We start from the raw sequence: 22,716 nt of genomic DNA on the forward strand, positions 1-22,716 counted from the left end.
GTCACTTTGTTGTCAATCGGCGCAAAGTTCTTTTGAAAACCCGGCCGGGCTACGATTCTCGTTCCAGATCGGCAAGGGCGGCTTCAAGCATCTCGCCCGGCAAAGGCAGCAGGACCGGCGCTTCGGTGAAAAGCAGCGCCAATTCGACCGGGCGGTCCGGATAAAGCGGCTGAACGAGAGCACGGTAAAGGGCCATCTGAAGCACATAGAGGGGCGGGACATCCTCAAGGCGCATCACCGGTTGCCGGTTGGTCTTGTAGTCAACAATCAAAACCTTCTCCGGCGTGACGGCAATACGGTCGAGCCGGGCGGACACGGCCCTTTCCTGACCGGCCACGTCGAGCGTACCCATGATCGCCACCTCGGCCTGACTGCCCGGCGCAAAACAGCCTGAAAACCGGTCGTTCGACAGAATATTGAGGACAGATCCGGCAATGGACCGGCGCTCGTCTTCCGGCCAGTCCCGCACAGCGCGATGGAGATAACGCTCGGCGGCGGCGGCGCGGTCGTCCGGCGCAAGACCGGGCAACAGTTGCAGCAGACGGTGGATGATCCGGCCGCGTTCCATCGGTTTGTTCGAAGACGACATTGCTCCGAAGATCGGCGAGGCGGTGACGCCAGCCTGCGCACTGCCATCGATAATGACACCGGCGGCCGAAGGCGCGAGCGGCCGCGGCAGACGCTCTGTTGCCGCCAGCGGCCTGCTCAACCCGGGGGGCAGCGGCTCCCGTTCTCGGGTTTTTTCAGTTTCCTGCCTTTGTCTTTCCGGCAGATCATCTTCGGAAATGGAAAAATGCAGTCCGCCCCACTCCTGACCTGCGGCCCGATAAACCGTATCTTTTGCTTCCGTCCGCGCGCCAAGCGCCTCGGCCACCATTCGGTGCCAGTGCAGGTAGGCCGGCTGCCGCAAACCGTGATAACCGCAGACAATCAGCCGGTCGGCAGCCCGGGTCATGCCGACGTAAAGCAGCCGGCGGTATTCGTCTTCGGAAGCCTCCATGATCGAGGATTTCAGTGAATCCGCTGTGCTGTTGGAGGTTGCCTTTCCCGGAACCCAAAGGATGGCAGGCGGCAGCGGACCGACTGTCTTTTCAAGCGGCAGTGACCGCAATCTTGGAACATGCCGGCTGTCGGCGGGCTGGCCGCCTGAATCCACCAGGAAAACGACCGGCGCTTCCAGCCCCTTCGAGGCATGAACCGTCATGATGCGCACCTCGTCGCGGCCCTGTTCCAATTCGCGCTTAATCTCCGGCGAGCTGCTTTCCAGCGTAGTGAGGAAAGCCTGAAGGCCGGGCAGGGCGGCGGTCTCCTGTTCAAGCGCGAAATTCAGGAACTCATCAAGGACATCGCTGGCCTCATGGCCGAGCCGCGCCAGGAATTTCGCTCGCCCGCCGTCGCGCCCCAGAAGCCGGGCATAGAAGTCGAACACCGGCATGCGGTCAGCGCGCGAAAGCAGCTCGCCGATGCGTTTGTCGGCCTCGGCAAAGCGCCCGCCCCGCTCGGCGGCAAGATCGGCGAGCCTTGAATGAACATCCTGATTTTCAGCCCGGCGGGCCGCCAGTTCGAATATGTCTTCTTCGGAAAAATCGAACAGGGGGCTCTTCAACACCGCGCAGAGCGACAGATCATCGCCCGGGTTCAACATGACGCGGCCAAGCGCCATCAAATCCTCGACGGCAATGTGTTCGACGAGCTTGAGCCGGTCGGCGCCCGCCACCGCGATGCCATTTCGCTTCAGAGCCCGCATGAGCGCGGCGACAAAGCTGTCTCGTTTACGCACGAGGATGAGGATGTCACCGGCGCTGAGCGCCCGCCTTTCGCCATTGCGCGTGAGGGTTTCGCCATTCGCCAGCCAGTCGCGGATCGTTCCGGCAACGCGCGCGGCCAGCAGAGCCGGCGGGGCGGATTCCGGAGTGGCGTCGAAGGGCGCCCTCCAGTCTTCCTGATCGTCGCCTGCCTCCTTCCCGATCACCTCCCAGATATCCACGGAGCCGGGCTCACGCGCCCTGTTGGACGCATGGGTCACACCGTCGCCAGCCGATGTCAGGCCCTTGCTGTTTGCCTTCTCGGAAAAGACGGCGTCGACCGCGGCGAGGACATCGCCGGTCGAGCGGAAAGACAAGTAAAGGCTGAGCGCGTCAAAACGCTTTTCGGCTGCCAATGCCCTTTGGTTGATGTCGTGGCCGGTGGCGAGGAACAGTTCGGGCCGTGCGCCCTGAAAGGAATAGATCGACTGTTTTTCGTCACCGACGGCAAAAAGCGTCCGGTCGTCGTCGCGCGACCCTTTGCCGGCAAAGAATTCTTCCGCCAGCTTTGTGATCACCGCCCATTGTTCGGGGCTTGTGTCCTGGGCCTCGTCGACCAGGATATGATCGATGCCCTGATCGAGCTTGTAATGAACCCAGGGCCCAGCGCCCTCGCGTTCAAGCAGGATTGCCGTCCTTGACACCAGGTCCTCGAAATCGAGCCGTCCGCCGCGCCGCTTCAGGCTTTCATATTCTCGGTCCATACGACCGGCGAGAACCAGCGCCGCGCAGGTTGCCTCGACCATGCGCAGTGTGCGCTGGCGATCGATGAGTGCCTGCAGGTAAAGCGCCGCATCATTGAGCTTGTCCTCAATCTCAGGAAAGACCGCGCGAACGCCTGCGGATGCAGCCTTGGAAAAACTGCGCGGTTGACCGTCCTTCTTAAGAAACAACGCTATCAGGCGTTCAAATCTTTCATTGCTGTCTTTCAGTTCGGCAATGTCCGCCAGTCCGCCGGCCATGGTCATTGGCGTTTTTGCTTTCTGACTGGCCGCCGCGGCACCATAGACGGAGATGTCGCTTGGCGAGATCGAGGGCAGGGGCCATGCTCCGGCAATGATCCCCTCATCGGTTTCGTCGACGCCGAGACTGAGCGCCTTGCGCAATACCGGACCGGGACCGCCGAAGCGCTGCGCGGCGGAGATGAAATCACGCACCGGGCGGCGGCGGCGAACAAGTTCGGCGAGCAGCTCTTCAAGACCCCACTCGCCCGCCGCGTCGAGGACAATGCCGAATGCGTCCACCAGTTCGGCATCGTCACCGGAGGCAACTGTGGACAGCAGGGTCTCGCGCGCCTTGCCCAAAAGCCGCGCGGCATCCGCCTCGTCCATGACCTCAAAATGACCTGCAACATTGGCCTCCAGCGGGAACTGGTGCAGGACAGCTTCACAGAAGGCGTGGATTGTCTGGATTTTCAGGCCACCCGGCGTTTCCAGAGCACGGGCAAAAAGCTGGCGGGCAAAGGCAAGCCGGGCTGCATCGGGTTTTCGCCCCTCAAGTTCGCCAATCCTTTCGGCCAGCTCCGCGTCGGACAGCACTGTCCACTCGGCGAGGCGTTCGAAGACCCTGTTCGCCATTTCGGAGGCGGCAGCCTTTGTGTAGGTCAGACACAGGATGGCCGAGGGCCGACACCCGGCCAGAAGAAGGCGGATCACCCGTTGAGACAATACATGCGTCTTGCCGGAGCCTGCATTGGCCGAAACCCATGCCGACCGTGCGGGATCGGACGCCATGCTCTGCTGGCGCGTCGTCCAGTCGAGATCCCGTTCGACAAATTCTCCGGGATTGGGCGGTGTCTTGCGAGGCATCAGCTATCGCCTCCGCCATCATCACCGGCATCCGCGGAAGACCATTCCCGCAGCCGGGCAAGATGATCGTAATCACGCCCATAAATCGCAGTTGGATCGGGAATGACCTGCGAAGCAAATCCGACACTGCCGTCCGCCAGCGCCATTACAAGATCGCTCAGGCGTTCAATCGATTCCTCGGCCAGATCGGTCGCTGACTTCGTCTTGTCGCTGGACTGAACGGTTCCCTCGATTGCCTCGACCTTCAGCACGGGATCGGGTTTGAGCCTGATATAGGCAAGGCTTACCGGCTCCGGAGCATCAAGCCCTTCAAACGCTCCGGCGCGCAGCGCCGCAGCTTCAAGCGGAAGCTGCGGGTCGAGCAGCGTCCAGGCGACCTTGCGGCTTGGGGACGATCCGGTCTTGTAGTCGAAAATCTCGGCGCGGCCTTGCGGATCAAGATCAATACGGTCGGCCATGCCGGAGAGCGTAATGTTGCAGGCCGCGATGTCCATTTGGGCGCGGCTTTCTGTAAACCGCGCCGTAACGGCTCCGGAACGTCCCTGCTCCCAGTCAACAAAAGCCGTCGCCACCTTGTCGAAATGCGCCCGCCAGATCAAAGCCAAGTGGTCCGGAAGATTTTCGGTCGCAAATTCACGATCTGCAATGGCATTGAGGCCCTCAAGTGCATCCGATGCATCAAGATCGCCGGTTTCCTCGATGAACCGTTCAAGAATGCGGTGATAAAGCGTGCCCCTTTCCGCCGGACCCGGCTCGCGCAGCAAAGGTTCGGCCGGATCCAGCCGAAGCACTCGTTTGGCGTAGATCGCATAGGGGTCGCGTCTGAGGGTGCGCACCTCGGAAAAGGAATAGCGTTTGGGCTGCAGGTCCTTTGGCGGCTTTGGAGCCGGGCGCGTTGCAAGTGGACGGTCCTTGCCTTCATCGAGCATTGCCGCCCAGCGCAGATAGTTTTCGCCGCGCGCGCGCAGGCGACCGGTTTCTTCCTTGCCTAACACTGCCGACAGGCGTTGAAGCCAGCGCGAGGCGACCGTTGGGGCATTTGCGGCCCGGGCCGAACGGCTGAGCACGACGTGCTGAACGCCAAGGCCCATCTGAAAATCGTGAGCGGCAAGGCCGATGCGCCGCTCCGGCGGCTCAAGCCCAACCGCCGCCTTCATGGCCCGCGACAGGAACGGGTCGCCGGCAATGCTGCCCGGCCATGTCCCCTCGTTCAGGCCGGCAAGGATCAGTGTATCGACATGCTGCAATCGCGCCTCAAGGGCACCCCAGATGAAGATATGCGGATGGCCGCCTGCCCGCGGCTTGACCAGTTCACCGGCAATCACCGCCGGCGCAGCCTGCATCCATTCGGGTCCATTGCACGAAAATCCGGACCGGTCTTCCATGGCCGCCGATAACAGCGAGGCGAGCTTTTCACCGGCTTCATCGCCCCACAGACCGGTCAGATCGCCGTTTTGATCGCCTGCGATATGTTCGATAACATGAGCCGTTTCGCAGGCCCAATCGGCGACAGTGCCTTCCTTCAGCGATGCGAGCGGCTGAAACGCTGCGTCGACCGCCTCCGCCAAGTGCCGTGCCGCAGCGATATCCTCCTCGGACAGGCGGCGCTGCCAGTTCGGCGCATGCCGTTTTTCTGCAAGCCGTTCCCCTAACCGGCGCTCAAAAAGGTCAAGGAGGCCTCCCGGATCGGCCCCGCCGGTGCCGCCTCTCAGTGCAATGCGTTCCAAAGACCGAGCAGACCGACGCGCCGCGCCGGCGTTCATGCCAAACCGCGCGAGCGGATGTTTTAAAAGCCCGGCGAGGGCAACCGACCGATCAGGGGCAAAGACCGATTGCAGCAGCAGTTGCAGCAATGTGCCCTGAGGGCTGAGGGCCAGCGGCGTTCCGCCGGAATCATCCGCCTCGATGCCGAAACGCTGCAGTTCGGAAGCGACACGCCGGGCCAGGTTCCGATCGGGGGTGACCAGCGCAATCTGCGGCGGACTGCCTTCAGTGTCTGCCGGGCGATCGGCTGCGAGCCGGATCGCGGCGGCGACGGCCAGCGCTTCCTCCCGCTCGTTGGATGCCTCGATCAATTCAACATCGGTGAAGGCGGCAAGGGTATCCGGCTGTTCGAAGGATGCCCAATCCGCGGTTGCCTCCGCCGGCATCAGAGCACGGGAGACCAGCATATTACGCGAGGCGACAGCAGGTGCCGGTGCGCCGAGAGACAAGACATCTTCACGCGTTGCCCGCAGGCGGCGAAGCAACGCCGCCAGACCATATTGCGGATGCGCGCAAGTGGCCGGATGAAGGCGTTCGCCCTCCCTGGCTCCCTCAACGAGGGCCCACACATCTGCCTCCAACCCGGTATCGAGACCAGGAAGAACAACCGCGCCCAGCGGCAGGGACGCGACAACCTTCATCAGCTCCGCCGTAGCCGGTATCGATCCGGTCGATCCGGCAATAATAACGGGGCCATCCGGCGGATTGTCTGAAAGGCGTTCGGCCTCACGCAGCAAAACCGCATTGCGGTGCGCCGATGGGTCGGACCGCTTGAGTTCGCCTAGCCGGTCCGGCCAGAAGGCGGCGGCGATCTTGAGGAATTCAAGGGTAAGTTGCCACCAGACCGCATGATCTTCGCCAACCACATCACCGAGTGCCGACCAGGGCCTGTCCTCCGTTTCCATGGCCTCCAGCAATTCGGCGAGGCCGCGCGCCAGCCAGATGGCATCGGCGGGATTGGCCGGCGCGATCAGCCTGTTGTCACCATGAAATTCCGAGACGGCCTTCGGCAGGTTCCGCTTCCAGGCCATGATCAGCTGCGCCAGCTCAAGCAGTCTTTCGGTCGCGCCAACCGGCGGCGACAGATCAAAAAGCGCGGGATCGTTCTCTTCGAGGAATTCGGCGTCATCCTCGGCTTCGCCCAATGTCCTGACCGTTGGCAGGATCGCCGATTTATATCCGGCCGCATCGACGAATTCGGACCGCAGGGCGCGGGCCGCGCGACGGGTCGGAACGTAGATTGTCACTCCGGCCAGGGCGAGCGGATTATCCGTTGTCTGCGAGAACCCATCAATCAGTTCTCCATTACACAACGCTTCGGCCAGCCGGCCGAGGAACGGAATGCCCGGCGCGATGGTGAAGAGCCGGGGTCTGCTCATGGGTGCGGGCCTGCTGCCCGCTCGCTGCGAAATTCATCCATCGCTTCTTCTGCCTCGCCGATCGCCTCAGGCGTTCCAATGGTGAGCCAGAGCCCATCGCCGTGCAAGCCGAAAAGACGACCCCTGGCGATCGCTTCGTCATAACAGCGATTGAGAGAAAACGGTCCGGCAGGCGCGTGATCAAATATCGACGGGCTGACGATTGCAGCGCCCATGTTGACGAAGGGATCCCGCGACATGCCGTCATAGCGCGCGATACGATTTTCAGAATCCATCTGAAAATCGCCCTTGCCGCCATATCCGATGACATTGTCCATCGCCGCGACCGTCAAGAGCATGTCCATCCTTTGGGGATCCCAGGCCTCTGCAAGCGACGACAGATGCGGCCTTCCACCTGGACGGTCGAGCCAGAACGTGTCGGCATTGAGAATATAAAACGGCTCGGTTCCCAGCATCGGAAGCGCGCGCACCACGCCGCCACCCGATTCCAGCAACTCGGCGCGTTCGTCCGAAATAATGACGCTGTCGCCCATGCGTGCCGAGATATGCCCGACAAGCTGATCGGCAAGATAGTGGACGTTGACGACAATGCGCCGGACACCGGCCTCTTCAAGGCTGTCGAACAGATAATCGATCATGGGCCTGCCATCCACCGGCACCAGCGGCTTTGGCAGCGTGTCGGTGATGGGGCGCATTCTCTTGCCAAGCCCGGCGGCAAGGATCATGGCTGTATCCGGCATGGCGGTGCCTTCTTTTGGCTCTTGTTTATGATTCGCCTTCGATCAATCCAAGCTGTGCATAGCACGCCCTGAGTGAACTGAGGACAGGATGGGCGAGCGCCTGCCGCAGATAGGCCTCGATCCTCGGCAGATGCCGCATATAGCCGGGCTTCCCGTCGCGTTGCTTGAGACGGATGAAAAGACCGAGGATCTTGGTTGCCCGCTGGGCTTCCATGATGGCGAGAGCTTCGCGGAACCCGGCCGGGTCAAATCCCGTATCGCCCTGGCGGGCGGTTTCATAATGATCAACCAGACGGTCATGCAGCTCGGGTGCGACAGTGACGCGCGCATCCTGGACAAGCGATGCAACGTCATAGGCAGCCGGTCCGATCATCGCATCCTGGAAATCAATCAGCCCGACCCTTCGAATGCCCTCTTCATCGTCCTGCCAGAGAATGTTCGGCGAGTGGAAGTCGCGCAGAATCAGGCTCTTCTCTGCCTCGGAAAGACGCTTGATGAGGTCATCCCAGGCGGCATGAAAGGATGTTTCAAAAGCTGGAAGGGCAGCTTCCCCCAGACGGTGAGGCAGATACCAGCGTGGTAGAAGTTCCACCTCGATCAGCATGGCATCACGGTCAAATGGCGGGATGTCGTGAGCCGCTTCACCCGGCACGGGCAGCGATGCGGGAATTGTCAGACGATGCAGGGCGGCCAGACAGTCAATCGCCGCTTCCCACCGCTCAGCCAACGGTCTGCCTTCCTTGTCGGCTATCAGCGTGCTGCCAAGATCTTCCAGGACAAGAAGCCCGGCGTCGAGATCACCGGCTTTTATGGACGGTGCCCTGAAACCGCCGGAACTCAAAAACCCTGCAATGGCAACAAAGGGGCGAATGTCCTCGGCCACATGAGCGATTTGCGCATAGCGCTTGCCGTCCTTCAGAACCGGTCCGATCAGCCGCTCGGGCGCATTCATCAAAATATAATGCTCGCCGGCAGCGGTTCTGATCTGTTCATAAACACGGGTCGATGCGTCGCCGGAGAAAAAGACCCGGTCGGCATCGGCGAAGCCGGATTTATCAAGAAACGCCCGGATCAGCCGTGAGCGCCCAAACCGGTCCATGAAGGATTGCGGGCCGGTGACGGACACGCGCCGCGCATTGCCTTCTTCTTCCGTCAACGCGATTTCAGCCGTATCGGCCGGCAGTTGCCCGCCGGCCCGTTCGGGCCATTCGATCAGCGCGGCGCCATCTTCCAGGGCCTCATCAAGGCCGAGCTCTTCAAGCTCGTCGGGATCGGAAATCCGGTAAAGATCGAGATGAGAAACGGCAATGCGCAGCCCGTAGCTTTGAACCAGCGTGAAGGTCGGGCTCGGAACGTCCAGTGCATCATCGTCGGCCAAGCATCTTATGATTGCGCGGGCGAGGGTGGATTTGCCCGCCCCAAGATCACCACGCAAAGCCAGGCAGTCACCCGGTTGCAGCGCAAGGGCCAGATCCTGCCCAAGCCGCCGTGTGGCCTGCTCGTCGGTTAGTGAGATATCAATCGGCGGCACGGCCAATCTTGACGGTTTCCTGCTATTCGGCCGCCTGTGACGGAAGCGGCGGGCTTTCGGGCAAACGGCAGGCGACGCGGGTACCTGAACCCTCGTCGCTGCTGACGGTTACCTTACCGTTATGCAGGCTGACAAAACTGTCAACAATGGAAAGGCCAAGCCCCGCCCCGCCACGGCGTCCGGTGCCGTTATGGGCCTCAAAGCGATTGAAGACGGTTTTGAGAATATCGCCAGGGATTCCGGGTCCGCTGTCGCTGACGGCAATGACGATCTCGCCGCCATCGCGGCTGCATTCAAGGCTCACCGTGCTGCCTTCGGGCGCGTAGTTGGCGGCATTGCTCAAAAGCTTGAACAGAATCTGCTTCAGGCGCTGTGCATCCGCGGTGATCGTTTCCGCGCCCTCGCCGATGTCGATCTCAAGTTTTATGCCGTTTTCATTCAGACGGGCGTCGATCAGCTCGGCGACCTCGCCGGTCAGTTCCTTCAGATCGAGACGATGCATATCGAGCTCGATGATACCGGCATCCACCGTGGCGAGATCGAGAATGTCGTTGACGATCGTCAGCAGGAGAGCGGAAGATGTCGAGATGTGATCGACATATTCGGCCTGCTGCGGATTGAGTTCGCCGATCTGCGGTGTCTTCAGAAGATCGGTAAAGCCGATAATGTTGGTCAGTGGCGAGCGCAGTTCGTAGGACACGTGCTGGACAAAGTCGTTCTTCAATGCATCCGCCATGCGCAGGGCTTCGTTCTTGTCCGTCAGCGCCTTTTCGACCTTGGCGCTATCTGTAACATTGACGAATGTCAGCATTATCTGGGCATTGGGTAGCGGCACAACCGCATAATCAAGCACGATGCCGCTGTTGAGCTCCAGACGGCCCTCATAGGTTTCGCGCTCCTCATCGAAACCGGTGATGATGGCGGAGAAGTGTTCCCAGCCATCCGGCTGGTCATAGGACGGGCTGCAGATATCCTTGATTTGATTGATATGGGCGCCTGCCTCGGCCGATTTTTCCGGAATCGCCCAAAGCGCCCTGAAGGCCGGGTTGGACAGTTTCAGCAGGCCGTCGGCACCAAAAACACAAACGCCTTCGGCCAGATGGTCGATCGTCTCGCCCTGCACCTTGACCAGCGTGTTGTAGCGCGTCTCCAGGTCGTATTTTTCGGTCAGGTTTTCAAACACCCAGGTCACGCCGCCGCGCGGATGCACATTGGCAAAGACGTTGAGCGTTTGCCCGTCCGGCAGGTGCCACAGATCCGGCTGCGGATTGACCGACTGATAGACGGACAGGATCGTGTCCTTCCACTCGCGCCAGGCCGCCGGCTCCGGCAAACGGCCAGCCGTGCGCAACCGCTCGAGGAACTCGCCATTGGTGGGTTTTGATTCCAGATAGGGCGTGTCCAGCTCCCAAAGGCTCTGGAAGGCCTGATTGTAAAACTGCAGCCGCTGGTCGCTGTCGAAGATCGCAACCGGGGTTGCCAGATGATCCAGCGTTTCGGAATGGCTGTCGAGAGTGCGCTTGAGTTCCTCGCGCACGGCTTCGATTTCACTGACATCGTGGGCAAGGCCGGCCGACCCGGAAACACTAGTGCAATCGGTGACTTCAAAAAACTTGCGATGGCCGTGTACGACTGTCGAGACCATATCGATAAAGGGTCTGTCGGGCAGTCTTTCGGCCTCGACACGCGAACGGGTCTGCGTGCCAAGCAGTTCCAGATTGCGCTCGACGGCATCGGCTCCGTCCACCGCCTCGACCGCGCTGGCATAGGACTGGTTCACCCAGATCAGGCGGCCCTCTGAATCGCGGTGCCAGGCGGGCATGTCGAGCGAGTTGAGGAGCGTGCGCATTGTGTCTATGGCAGCGACCAGCCGATCGTGCTCGGCCTGCAGGCCGGCAAGTTCCGAGCGGGTGTTGGCCAGCGGTGAAAAGCGCACAAAGGCGCGTCCGCCGGATGTACGGCCCTGAGCCTCGAGGAAATGACCACGGCGGGTTTCGATTTCAATGTCAAACCCGTTGGCATGGCTGCGCAGCGAATCGATCGCATGATCGATACGGGCAGCACTGGCGGGATCAAGCCAGCGGCCAAAAGCCAGGAAGTCGGGATTGGAGGGCGGCGCGCCGGAGTGCATCGGCAAGCTGCCAAGGAACTGGACCGGAGACTGCCCGTCCCAGATCACGTAGCAGCGGTCTTTTTCAACCACCAGCGCGTCGAGGCGCGTCAACTGGGCCTTGGCCTCGCTGAGCGCCGCTGAAAGCCGCTCATTATGCAATGAAACCCGACCGCGTTCCCGGATGACCCAGATAGCGGAAATCATGGCTGCCGACACGGCGCCGAGCACGAGGGCAAAATTCATGACTTCAAATGAATTGACGAACAGGCCGTTGCTGTTTGAAACTGGACCCTCAACCAGGGTCTGCGCCGTGGCGGCGCCCGACAAAAAGGTCGACGCAGTCAGCGCGAGCCCGGCCATGGATTTACCCATCCAGCCTCGTGTGTCCTTTTTACATTCCCCGTACACCACCGATGTGGCGCCCGCCGTCCGAGACGATTCGGTCTCCGGCATGTCTTGTTCCTCTTTGCCGCATCCTGCCAAGACAGCCTGATCCGCAGGCCGGAACATGACAGCCAAGTCCGCGAATCATTGTGACTTTATAGTAACTTGTTCGCGAATCATGGTGAAGATGCGGGCCCAAAAAAGAAACCGCGCCCTTTGTCAAGAGCGCGGCTACTATATATTGTGGGTAAGATTTCGAAAATCAGTATCTGTAGTGTTCCGGCTTGAACGGACCCTCCTGGGTCACGCCGATATAGTCCGCCTGTTCTTCAGAAAGCTGACTGAGATTGGCGCCAAGTTTGTCCAGATGCAGCTTGGCGACCCGCTCATCCAGATGTTTGGGAAGCACGTAAACTTCATTGCCGTATTTCTCGCCTTTTCCGTACAGCTCGATCTGCGCCAGCACCTGATTGGTGAATGATGCCGACATGACAAAGGACGGATGGCCGGTGGCGTTTCCGAGGTTGAGCAGACGGCCTTCCGACAGAAGTATCATGCGCGTTTCATCGGGAAACTCGATCATGTCGACCTGCGGCTTGACGTTCTGCCATTTGAAATTGCGCAACGCCTGAACCTGGATCTCATTGTCGAAGTGACCAATGTTACCGACAATGGCCATGTCTTTCATGGCGCGCATATGCTCAATGCGGATCACGTCCTTGTTGCCGGTTGTGGTGATGAAGATGTCGCTTGTGGCGACAACATCCTCGAGCTGAACAACCTCATACCCGTCCATCGCGGCCTGAAGCGCACAGATCGGATCGATCTCGGTGACCTGGACACGGGCGCCCGCCCCGCGCAACGACGCTGCCGATCCCTTGCCGACATCGCCGTAGCCGCAGACCACGGCGACCTTGCCGGCCATCATCACATCGGTCGCCCGGCGAATGCCGTCGACAAGCGACTCGCGGCAGCCATATTTGTTGTCGAATTTCGACTTGGTGACCGAGTCGTTGACGTTGATGGCCGGGAACGGCAGCAGACCCTTCTGCTGCAACTGGTAGAGGCGGTTGACGCCGGTCGTTGTCTCCTCGGTCACGCCCTTGATGGCGTCTCGCTGACGGGTGAAGAAACCGGGAGACTGTTCCAGCCGCTTGCGGATTTGCGCGAACAGAACCTCTTCTTCTTCCGAGCCCGGATTCTTAAGCACGTCCTCTCCGGCCTCGGCGCGTGCGCCCAGCAGAATATACATGGTGGCGTCGCCACCATCATCGAGGATCATGTTCGATACGCCGCCATCGGCCCACTGAAAGATCTTGTCAGTGTAGGTCCAGTATTCTTCCAGCGTTTCACCCTTGACGGCAAAGACCGGAGTACCGGTTTTGGCGATTGCGGCAGCCGCATGGTCCTGTGTCGAAAAGATGTTGCAAGAGGCCCAGCGAACCTCAGCGCCAAGCGCCTGGAGCGTTTCGATCAGAACCGCTGTCTGGATGGTCATATGCAATGACCCAGAAATACGCGCGCCCTTCAGCGGCTGGCTGGCCCCGAATTCCTCCCGGCACGCCATCAGGCCCGGCATCTCGGTTTCGGCGATCTCAATTTCCGTGCGTCCGAAATCGGAAAGACCGATATCGGCAACAACAAAGTCTTCAGCAGTGCTCATCTCTTACTCCGAATGCGATGTCGGGCGCTTTTGCCCGCGCCGCGCCATTGCGGCAAGCCAATCCTCTCCCCGCCGCCTTTAGCAGCCCGGGCCCAAAAGGGCAACAAGATATAAAGAAGTCTTTATATGACTTGGGTCCTGCGACGCTGACCCCGTCAGCTATCTTCGCCGAAGCGATCCGCTATCAGCTTGTCCAATGCATCCAGAGCCTTTTCCGCATCCGGTCCGGAGGCCGACACATCGATACTGCAACCGGGACTGGCAGCGAGCATCATCAGGCCCATGATCGAGGTGCCGCCGACGCTGACGCCATCCTTGCTCACGGAGACCTCGGCATCGAAGCTCTCCGCCAACTGGACGAATTTGGCCGAAGCCCGGGCATGAAGACCACGCTTGTTGACGATACAGAATGTGCGGACCTGCTGCCCGTTCACAACCTCATCCATAGATTATTTTCCACTGAGGACGCGGCTTGCGACATTGATATATTTGCGTCCGGCCTCCTGCGCTTCGGCCAGTGCCTTTTCCATGTCGTTTTCAGAGCGCACGCTTGCAAGCTTGATCAGCATCGGAAGATTGACCCCGGCCACAACCTCCGTCTGACCGCCATCCATCACCGATATGGACAGGTTGGACGGTGTGCCGCCGAACATATCGGTGAGGATGATGACGCCATCGCCGTCATCAACCTTCGATACGGCCTCGATGATATCCATGCGGCGCTGGTCCATGTCGTCTTCCGGGCCGATGGAAACCGTTTCCAGCAGTTTTTGAGGCCCGACAACGTGTTCAAGCGCGTTGCGGAATTCCTCGGCGAGCTTGCCATGGGTGACAAGCACTAGTCCTATCATCTGCACCTGCTCCTGCGTCCGGCTGGGCCGGATCATATGCCCGATCAAATTCCGCTTCAACAGGCTGCCGACTGCCGCAAATCCGCGCAGCTTCTACGGACTGATCGTTAACGCATAATTGTGCCTGAACCGCATTTCAACTGAATTCGGCGGTTTTCATGCAAGCAACCGGTTTTCCAGCCTTGCCATCACGATTTCATAGGGATCGGGAAGACGGTTCGGCTGGAGATAGAGCAAGGGCAGCGTCAAACCGTCGATCAGTTCGCGGCGAAGCGCCGGATCGGGCAGACGGCTGGCCGTTGAAACGTCACCAACAGCAACGGCAATATGCATAACCGCACGCCTCAGGAACGGCACATGGACAATACCGGCGCCACGGACCTCGAACAGGCCCTGCGTCGGCTCAGGCGCAATGGCGAGGATGCGCCCGCCGGCTGCCTGGAGCAGAACCTGATCGTCCGCCACCAAGGCGGCAAAGCGGCCGGCGACGCCGGCTGCCTGGATAAAACCGGCCGCAAGACGGCTCTTGCCGCTGCCGGCCGGTCCCTGAATCAAAATGCCTGTCTCTCCAACGACTAGCGCGGTCGCGTGAATATTCGGCCGGGTCTTTTCGCCGTCTGGTTCCGCCATGGCGGATCAGCGCTCCGGGCGCCGCATGGGCAGGCGAACGATGAAGCGCGCGCCGCGGCGATCGCCCGTCGTTTCGTCAACGATGTTTTCGGCGGTCAGCGTGCCGCCATGCGCCTCGATAATCTGCCGGCTGATTGAAAGGCCAAGACCGGAGTTTTGACCAAAGGCCTCACCCTCGGGCCGGTCGGTGTAGAAGCGGCGGAAAATATGGTCGATGTTCTCGGCGCTGATTCCGGGGCCGTTGTCCTCGATATAGATAAGACAGTCATTGCGGGTGGCGGTCAGGCGGATTGTTATCCGGCCGCCGATATCGGGTACGAATGAGCGGGCGTTTTCTATCAGATTGGTGATGACCTGCCCGATGCGCAGATCATGACCGGAAACGATAAACCTGTTCTTGGCGGGGCTGGACCGGTCAATCTCCAGCTCAAGGGCAACCGCCTTGGCGCGTTTGCGTATCTGCCCGGAAATGCTGACCAGGTCTTCAAGAAGATATTTGAGGTCAACCGGGGTCGCGTCCTGCCGGGCGAGTTCCGCATCCAGCCGCGATGCATCGGAAATGTCGCTGATCAACCGGTCGAGACGGCGCACATCGTGCAAGATGACGTCCAGAAGCCGTTTGCGCGAGTCTTCGTTGCGGGCAAGCGGCAGGGTTTCAACCGCGCTGCGCAGCGAGGTCAGCGGGTTCTTCAACTCGTGACTGACATCGGCCGCAAAGCTCTCGATTGCGTCGATACGGTCATAAAGTGCGTTGGTCATATCGCGCAGGGCGGCGGAAAGGTTGCCGATCTCATCCTGGCGGGCGGAGAAATCGGGAATTTCCTCGCGAATGCTCACGCCCCGGCGCACCCTTTGCGCCGCATCGGCCAGTCGATGCAAGGGATTGGCAATGGTGCCGGCCAGCAGAAGCGACAATAAAATGGTCACCGCCGCAGCGACGATGAAGACCCGGACGATGGCAAGGCGTTCCGCACGCACGATCTTGTCGATGTCGCCAGCCTGAGTCGACAACAGCAAGACACCCAGAACCGCCCGAAATCGCTGCACCGGGACCGCGACCGAGACAATGAGTTCACCCTTGTTGGTGGCGCGCACGACCGCGCTGCGGCCACCCGTCAACGCTGTCAGAACCTCCTCATAGAGCGTGCCGTCACCGCCCGGCTGTTCCTGATAGATGGGAAGGTCGGCCCTTTGAATGAGCTGGTTGAGCGCCGCCATGACGCGCTCTGCAAAGGGAAGTGTTTCTTCATCAAGCGGCGGCAACTCGTAGCGCAGGATCTGGCCGGCCGAATACAGATGCTGGGAATCGAGCAAAAGGCTCGCATCGCGGTCATAGATACGGGCACGCGTGCGGGTCGGCGATATCAGCCGCCGCAAGACCGGCGCGACACGTTCCGGATTGATCGGAAATTCCAGATCATCAATATCGCTTCCGGGCGAGATGCTTTCTCCGGCCTGAAGTTCAAGCAGCTTTTCCGGATCGATGGTGATCGCATCGGTTTCCACGCTGGCCGAACCGGCAATTGCCGCGGCGATGATCTCACCTTGCGTCAAGAGGCTCTCGACGCGGGCGTCGATCAATCCTTCACGAAACTGGTTCAGGTAGAGAATGCCGGACAAAAGGACAAGCAAAGCGGCAAGATTCAGGAACAGAATGCGCCGGGTCAGGCTGGAAAAAATAACCCGGCTCAGCCCACGGCCGATCAGAACAAAAGGATAGGCCCAGGACCGGGACTCCTTCTCCTCCGGCGTTTCGACTTCGTCTACTTCGCTGGTGCGTTGTTTCGGTGCATCGTCGTGATCAAAACTCGCCGTCATACCTGTCCGGACCGGTGTCAGTCTTCCCGGAACCGGTAGCCGACCCCGTAAAGCGTTTCGATCATATCAAAATCATTGTCGACCATCTTGAATTTCTTGCGCAGGCGCTTGATGTGACTGTCGATTGTCCTGTCATCAACGTAAACCTGCTCGTCATAGGCCGCATCCATCAGTGAATCGCGGCTCTTGACGACGCCCGGCCGCTGCGCCAGCGAATGCAAAATGAGGAACTCCGTCACGGTCAGGGTCACCGGCTGGCCTTTCCACGTGCAGGTGTGGCGCTCCTGATCCATAACGAGCTGTCCACGTTCGAGGCTCGCATTTTCAATGTCACCCGGCTTGACCGGTGCGGCGGCGTCCTTTCCGGTCGAGCGCCTCAGGATCGCCTTCACACGTTCAACCAGCAGACGCTGGGAAAACGGCTTGGTGATGAAGTCGTCAGCGCCCATCTTGAGGCCGAACAATTCGTCGATTTCCTCGTCCTTCGACGTCAGGAAGATAACCGGCGTGTCCATCTTCTGGCGAAAACGCCGCAAGAGCTCCATGCCGTCCATGCGCGGCATCTTGATGTCAAAGATCGCCAGATGCGGAGGCCGCGCAACCAGACCTTCGAGAGCCGATGCGCCATCGGTATAGGTTTCGACACGATATCCTTCCGATTCCAGGGCAATGGAAACCGAAGTCAGGATATTGCGGTCGTCATCGACGAGCGCGATTGTCTGCATTTGCTTTTCTCCGTCAATCATACCCGACCAACCGCTCATGCGGCATCGGGACAAGTCGGCGTGTCATGAGGCCAAAGGTGGAACAAAATGTGGCATAGAACGCATCGATTGTCATTTCAACGGGGCACGGGGCTTCGTGAGGCACAGCGTGTCGGGTCGGGCACGCCAATCCGTTTAAAACGATTTAAAATACTTGCAACTTTTTTAAATCGATTAATATCTTGATATTATTAATCTTTTCGACTTTCGTCTGTTGCGGAATTTAAAATTCATCCCTATGGTCCCGCAAATTTTACTCGGGAACCGGCAGAAAAAAGGCGGCCAGATCCATGCTTGCAAAGGGACAGGAAACAGGAAAACGCAATCTTTCCAATGGTATCGATACGGTCGGTCTGATCGACCCCAAGCATGTCTATTACAATCTCGGCGAAGCAGAGCTCTATGAGCAGGCATTGTGCCGCTGCGAGGCGGTACTGACCGCCAAGGGTGCGCTGCGGGCCCTGACCGGGCAGCACACCGGCCGATCGGCCAATGACAAGTTTGTCGTCAAGGATGCCGTAACCGGACCGGCTATCTGGTGGGACAACAACAAGGCCATGTCCCCGGACCGGTTCGAAACGCTCCTCGCCGACTTTCGTGAATACGCGGTTGATAAAGAGCTGTTCGTTCAGGACCTGATCGGCGGCGCGGACCGTGTGCATGCCCTGCCATCGCGGGTCATAACCGAATATGCATGGCATTCGCTGTTCATCCGAAATCTGCTGATAAGACCGGAGCGCGAAGAGCTCGATACGTTTTTGCCCGAACTGACCATCATTGATTTTCCAGGCTTCAAGGCAGATCCAGGCCGCCACGGATGCCGCACCGATACCGTCATCGCAGTCGATCTTGAGCGCCGGCTGGTCCTGATCGGCGGCACATCCTATGCCGGCGAGATGAAGAAATCCGTGTTCACGGCACTGAACTATCTGTTGCCGCAGCACGGCGTCATGCCGATGCACTGCTCGGCCAACCAGGGTCCCGGCGGTGATACCGCCGTCTTTTTCGGCCTTTCGGGAACCGGCAAGACCACACTCTCCGCCGATCCATCGCGTACGCTCATCGGTGATGACGAACATGGCTGGGGCGAAGACGGGATATTTAATTTCGAGGGTGGTTGCTACGCAAAGACCATTCGTCTTTCACAAGAGGCAGAGCCGGAAATCCATGCCACCACGCAGCGCTTCGGCACGGTGCTCGAAAATGTCGTGCTCGATGAAAACCGGGAGCCGGACTTCGACGACGGGTCCCTGACGGAAAACACACGCTGCGCCTACCCGCTGCATTTCATTCCCAATGCCAGCGCGTCGGGACGAGCCGGGCAGCCACGCAATATCATCATGCTTACCGCAGACGCGTTTGGCGTTCTGCCGCCGATCGCCAGGCTCACCCCCGCGCAGGCGATGTATCACTTCCTTTCCGGCTATACGGCGAAAGTGGCCGGCACCGAAAAGGGCGTAACCGAACCGCAAGCAACCTTTTCGACCTGTTTCGGCGCGCCTTTTATGCCGCGCCATCCGTCTGAATACGGTAATCTTCTGCGCGATCTGATAGCGCGTCACGGTGTCGATTGCTGGCTGGTCAATACGGGATGGACCGGCGGGGCCTACGGTACCGGCACCCGCATGCCTATCAAGGCCACACGCGCGCTGCTTACCGCAGCGCTTGACGGATCGCTCACCGAGGCGCAATTCCGGACCGATCCGAATTTCGGCATTGCCGTTCCGGTCGCCGTCGACGGTGTGGACAGCACGATGCTTGATCCGCGCCAGACCTGGGACGACAAGGACGCCTACGATCATCAGGCCCGGCGCCTCGTGGACATGTTCATCGAGAACTTTGCCAAGTTTGAGGATCATGTGGGCCCGGACGTCATGGGCGCGGCCCCCGGTATGGCGGAAGCAGCGGAATAGCGCGGTCGAACCTGAAGGACAGACCCGCGGAGCAATCCGCGGGTTTTTTGTTTCATTGAGCCCATCTACAATGGCGTGGAATGCCCATTGGAGATCACGACGCGCACGCCATGGCCAGCGACCCGCTTTACATCGATGACGCCATCACCATTGCCGGATGGGAATTGACGGAACAGTTCATCCGGGCCTCGGGTCCGGGCGGGCAGAACGTCAACAAGGTGGCGACATCCGTCCAGCTGCGGTTCGACGCGCGCCATTCGCCGTCATTGCCGCAGCGGGTAAAGTCCAATCTGACGCGGATCGCGGGACGGCGCATGACAAAGGACGGCGTGGTGGTCATTGAAGCGGACCGTCACAGGACACAGGAACGCAACAGGGCCGACGCGCGCGATCGACTGGCGGAGATGATCAGGCGTGCCGCCGCACCGCCGCCGCCCAAGCGCAAAAAGACCCGGCCCACCAAAGGCTCCGTCGAGCGCCGCCTGAAAGCGAAGGCCAATCGGTCCGGCATCAAGAAGCTGCGCCGCTCGGTCGGCGATGACTGACAGGGGGCGTGGACACATGAAGGGACTGCCGGACGGGACCGTCCATCTGCCGGACTATTTCGACCGGCAAGCGCAGGAAGCGCTATTGGAGACCATGCGGCAGGTGATCAGGCAGGCGCCGCTTTTTGTGCCGGAGATGCCACGCACCGGAAAGCCGATGCATGTGCGTATGAGCAATTGCGGCCCGCTCGGCTGGGTGACGGACAAGCACAAGGGCTATCGCTATCAGGCGACACATCCCGAAACGGGCGATACATGGCCGGCCATCCCATCCCAGTTGCTTGCGCTGTGGCGGGATGTTGCCGGATTTGAGGCCCCGCCGGAAGCATGTCTCATCAACTATTATGATGAGAGTGCAAAAATGGGCCTGCATCAGGATCGCGACGAAAAGGAATTCAACGCGCCCGTCGTCTCCGTTTCGTTGGGCGATGACTGTCTTTTCCGGATCGGCGGTACAAAACGCGGCGGGCCGACACAATCCATACGGCTCGCAAGCGGTGATGTGCTTGTTTTGGGCGGCGCCTCGCGATTGCGCTATCACGGCGTGGACAGGATCTACCCGGCAACGTCAACGCTTTTGAAAGACGGTGGACGGGTAAACCTGACGCTGAGGCGCGTGACGTCCGTCGGTTGAAAACCGGCGCTGCGCCCCGCGCTACCCAAATTCGTTCCGGGTGACGGGCACCGCTTTGAACAGGACTGTCGAAAGGGCGGCCAGACCGGCGGCCAGCAGCGCACATATGTGCAGATGCAACGCCGCCGTCAGCGCGGCTTGCGCATCGGCGCCCGACAGGACAAGCACACTCACGAAAGCAGCCTCGAATGGCCCGACACTGGCAATACCATTGACCGGCAGCGCGAATGCGAAGCTGGCCGCAATACATGCCAGCCACGCTACAGCAAAATCGACCTCAAGCCCGGCGGCGCGGATTGAAATGTGGGATGCGACGGCAAGCGTAAACCAGATTGCGAGTGTCAGAAGCACCAGATACGCCTTGTTTCCTGCGTTGATCTGCGCACTCGATGTGGAAATTCTGTCGGCCAGGCTCTTGAAGAGACGGGGCAACAGGCCTCCGGCAACCCCGACAAGCGCCGGAATGACGGCGATGGCGGAGATCAGTACAATGCCGCAGACCACCGCTGCGATCCGCAGACTGTCAGCAAGATTGGCGTAGTCGAGAAGCCCAACGAGAATGAGGCCTAGCCCCGTCAGGGCGATGAGATCCCCCAATCGCACGACCAACAGCAATCCAATGGCCCTGAAAAGATCAAGCTTTGCGAATTTCGACAACGCCAGGGGCAAGACCGCTTCTCCCATCCTTGCCGGCAGCACCGCGTTCGCTATGCCGTGCAGGAAACTTGCCCTGAAGACCGGAGCAACTTGAGCAGACGGTGCAATAAACAAAAGACGGAATGCACGGATGATGGCGATGAGGAGAAAGGAGGCGACAACAAGAAGCCAGGCTTGTGCATGAATGCGACCAAGAGCCTGCCCGCTCCTTGAAACGTCAAAAAGGCCCAATGCCGTCAGACCGAAGGCGGCCGTTACGAAGAAGGCCATGGACCAGCTGATCCAGCGTTGTTTGTTTTTCCGGTCTGACACAGAGATCACCGATGGTTTGTTGAGCTGCCGGGTACTAACGACCACTTGGGCGCGCCGGTCATTTCACGGCTCGGCACAAAGGATCCTCTCTTTGAAGCCGTCAAAGCGTGCGGCGCCTGAGCAAATCCCGATCTCATGCCGATTTTGAATTCGGTATCTTTACATCGCCCGGCACAGCGTCCTTTTCATAGTCCTTCATGCGCCGGGCAATTGCGGCAAGACGCTTTGCCGGAGACTGCTCCCTGTCCGGTCCACCCTCTCCAAGGTTACGCGTGGAGCCGATCGTATATCGGCGCTCCCGGCCAGCACCCTGACGCTGGATAAACTCACCAAGCAAACCAATCGTGACAAACTGGAACGAAGACATGATCAGCAGCATGCCCAAAAAGAGCAGGGGCCTTGAGCCAATGGGCCCGAGACCGGCAAACCAAAGCAGTGTCAGATAGGAAAGAATGCCGAAGCCGGCCAGGCCAAACAGTATTCCGACTCCACCGAAGACGTGCAGCGGCCGCGTCGCATAGCGTGTGTTGAGCATAACGCCCATAAAATCGAGCGCACCCTTCAACAGGCGGCTGTAGCCGTATTTCGATTGACCGAACTGACGCGCGTGGTGGCGGACCGGAATTTCGCCAACCCGGTAGCCGCGCCAATGCAGCAGGACGGGGATAAACCGGTGCAGTTCGCCATAGAGCGATAATCCGTCCAGCGCCTCGGCGCGGTAGGCCTTGAAGCCGCAGTTGAAATCGTTGAGCTTCACGCCGCTTAGCCGGCTGACAACACCGTTGAAGACTTTTGAAGGCAGCGTCTTGTCAACGGGATCGTGGCGGATCGATTTCCATCCGGACACGACATCATATCCTTCGCCCAGTTTGGCGACGAAGTTCGGTATTTCTTCAGGATCGTCCTGAAGATCCGCATCCATCGTCACCAGAATATCGCCCTGGGCGACCGAGAATCCGGCATCAAGCGCAGCGGCCTTGCCGAAGTTCCGCCGGAAGCCGATACAACGCACCCAGTCATGGTTGTCGGCAAGCGCATTGAGTTTTTCGGACGAAGAATCCGTCGAACCGTCATCCACAAAGATGATCTCGAATGGCAGAGACATCTTTTCCATAACGGCCTGGATCTTCCCGCACAACAACTCGACGCTGTCTTCCTCATTGAAGACGGGCACAACGATTGAAATAGCGGGACGCTCCGCCGTGAGGACGCCAATCTCTTCCTTTTCGAGCGGATTGCGGCGCTCGCTTTTCAAGGCTGAAGACTTCATAGGGCTCTCCTCGGCAACCGAAATGCGGTGCGGCCTGCAACTGAAAGACGTTAGAAACCGCGTGCAGGCGTTCGGCCTGATCCCCAAGTGATACCGGATGATTCTTTAGGACGGGTAAACCGGCAAGCCGGCAAA

16 protein-coding genes are annotated in these 22,716 nt (G+C 59.8%); 3 read left to right on the plus strand and 13 right to left on the minus strand.

Features of this window, described 5'->3' with window-relative positions; translation table 11 throughout:
* Positions 1-49 precede the first annotated feature (49 nt).
* The 11 genes from addA to OQ273_RS20335 all read right to left on the minus strand — a co-directional run bounded on the left by addA (position 50) and on the right by OQ273_RS20335 (position 17,211).
* Complete coding sequence (gene addA / locus OQ273_RS20285; RefSeq protein ID WP_267992743.1) at positions 50-3,613, minus strand: double-strand break repair helicase AddA; 3,564 nt, start codon at positions 3,611-3,613, stop codon at positions 50-52.
* Positions 3,613-6,756 carry a double-strand break repair protein AddB gene (gene addB / locus OQ273_RS20290; RefSeq protein ID WP_267992744.1) on the minus strand — a complete coding sequence of 1,048 codons (3,144 nt, stop codon included), beginning with the start codon at positions 6,754-6,756 and terminating at the stop codon, positions 3,613-3,615. Before addB ends, addA begins: the two co-directional genes overlap by 1 nt.
* Positions 6,753-7,496 (minus strand): nucleotidyltransferase family protein, encoded by a 744-nt coding sequence (locus OQ273_RS20295; protein ID WP_267992745.1) that lies wholly within the window; start codon positions 7,494-7,496, stop codon positions 6,753-6,755. Before OQ273_RS20295 ends, addB begins: the two co-directional genes overlap by 4 nt.
* A gap of 25 nt (positions 7,497-7,521) precedes the next feature.
* Positions 7,522-9,027, minus strand: a complete 1,506-nt coding sequence (gene tsaE, locus OQ273_RS20300) for a tRNA (adenosine(37)-N6)-threonylcarbamoyltransferase complex ATPase subunit type 1 TsaE (RefSeq protein WP_267993164.1) — start codon at positions 9,025-9,027, stop codon at positions 7,522-7,524.
* 22 nt (positions 9,028-9,049) lie between these two features.
* A complete protein-coding gene (locus OQ273_RS20305; RefSeq protein ID WP_425493432.1) occupies positions 9,050-11,512 on the minus strand; it encodes a sensor histidine kinase in 2,463 nt (820 codons plus the stop codon).
* Between the two features lie 274 nt (positions 11,513-11,786).
* On the minus strand, positions 11,787-13,187 hold the full coding sequence (ahcY, locus tag OQ273_RS20310; RefSeq protein WP_267992747.1) for an adenosylhomocysteinase: 1,401 nt from the start codon (positions 13,185-13,187) through the stop codon (positions 11,787-11,789).
* Between the two features lie 155 nt (positions 13,188-13,342).
* Positions 13,343-13,633, minus strand: a complete 291-nt coding sequence (locus tag OQ273_RS20315; RefSeq protein WP_267992748.1) for an HPr family phosphocarrier protein — start codon at positions 13,631-13,633, stop codon at positions 13,343-13,345.
* A gap of 3 nt (positions 13,634-13,636) precedes the next feature.
* Positions 13,637-14,038 (minus strand): PTS sugar transporter subunit IIA, encoded by a 402-nt coding sequence (locus tag OQ273_RS20320; protein WP_267992749.1) that lies wholly within the window; start codon positions 14,036-14,038, stop codon positions 13,637-13,639.
* A 156-nt stretch (positions 14,039-14,194) separates the two neighbouring features.
* Complete coding sequence (locus OQ273_RS20325) at positions 14,195-14,668, minus strand: HPr kinase/phosphorylase (RefSeq protein WP_267992750.1); 474 nt, start codon at positions 14,666-14,668, stop codon at positions 14,195-14,197.
* 6 nt (positions 14,669-14,674) lie between these two features.
* Positions 14,675-16,486: a stimulus-sensing domain-containing protein gene (locus tag OQ273_RS20330; RefSeq protein ID WP_267992751.1), complete on the minus strand. Its 1,812-nt coding sequence runs from the start codon at positions 16,484-16,486 to the stop codon at positions 14,675-14,677.
* Between the two features lie 17 nt (positions 16,487-16,503).
* Positions 16,504-17,211, minus strand: coding sequence for a response regulator transcription factor (locus tag OQ273_RS20335; protein WP_267992752.1), 708 nt, complete (start codon positions 17,209-17,211; stop codon positions 16,504-16,506).
* Positions 17,212-17,540: 329 nt separating this feature from the next.
* On the opposite strand from OQ273_RS20335, the gene OQ273_RS20340 reads away from it, so the two are divergent.
* The 3 genes from OQ273_RS20340 to OQ273_RS20350 all read left to right on the plus strand — a co-directional run bounded on the left by OQ273_RS20340 (position 17,541) and on the right by OQ273_RS20350 (position 20,342).
* Positions 17,541-19,163 carry a phosphoenolpyruvate carboxykinase gene (locus tag OQ273_RS20340; RefSeq protein WP_267992753.1) on the plus strand — a complete coding sequence of 541 codons (1,623 nt, stop codon included), beginning with the start codon at positions 17,541-17,543 and terminating at the stop codon, positions 19,161-19,163.
* A gap of 110 nt (positions 19,164-19,273) precedes the next feature.
* Positions 19,274-19,708, plus strand: coding sequence for an alternative ribosome rescue aminoacyl-tRNA hydrolase ArfB (gene arfB / locus OQ273_RS20345; protein WP_267993165.1), 435 nt, complete (start codon positions 19,274-19,276; stop codon positions 19,706-19,708).
* A gap of 16 nt (positions 19,709-19,724) precedes the next feature.
* Positions 19,725-20,342 (plus strand): alpha-ketoglutarate-dependent dioxygenase AlkB family protein, encoded by a 618-nt coding sequence (locus OQ273_RS20350; RefSeq protein WP_267992754.1) that lies wholly within the window; start codon positions 19,725-19,727, stop codon positions 20,340-20,342.
* A 21-nt stretch (positions 20,343-20,363) separates the two neighbouring features.
* Here the strand turns inward: OQ273_RS20350 and OQ273_RS20355 are convergent, their stop codons facing one another.
* Positions 20,364-21,311 carry a lysylphosphatidylglycerol synthase domain-containing protein gene (locus OQ273_RS20355; RefSeq protein ID WP_267992755.1) on the minus strand — a complete coding sequence of 316 codons (948 nt, stop codon included), beginning with the start codon at positions 21,309-21,311 and terminating at the stop codon, positions 20,364-20,366.
* 133 nt (positions 21,312-21,444) lie between these two features.
* Positions 21,445-22,581 carry a glycosyltransferase family 2 protein gene (locus tag OQ273_RS20360; RefSeq protein ID WP_267992756.1) on the minus strand — a complete coding sequence of 379 codons (1,137 nt, stop codon included), beginning with the start codon at positions 22,579-22,581 and terminating at the stop codon, positions 21,445-21,447.
* Positions 22,582-22,716 lie beyond the last annotated feature (135 nt).

This window comes from Hoeflea prorocentri, assembly GCF_027944115.1.
Taxonomy (GTDB): Bacteria; Pseudomonadota; Alphaproteobacteria; order Rhizobiales; family Rhizobiaceae; genus Hoeflea_A; species Hoeflea_A prorocentri.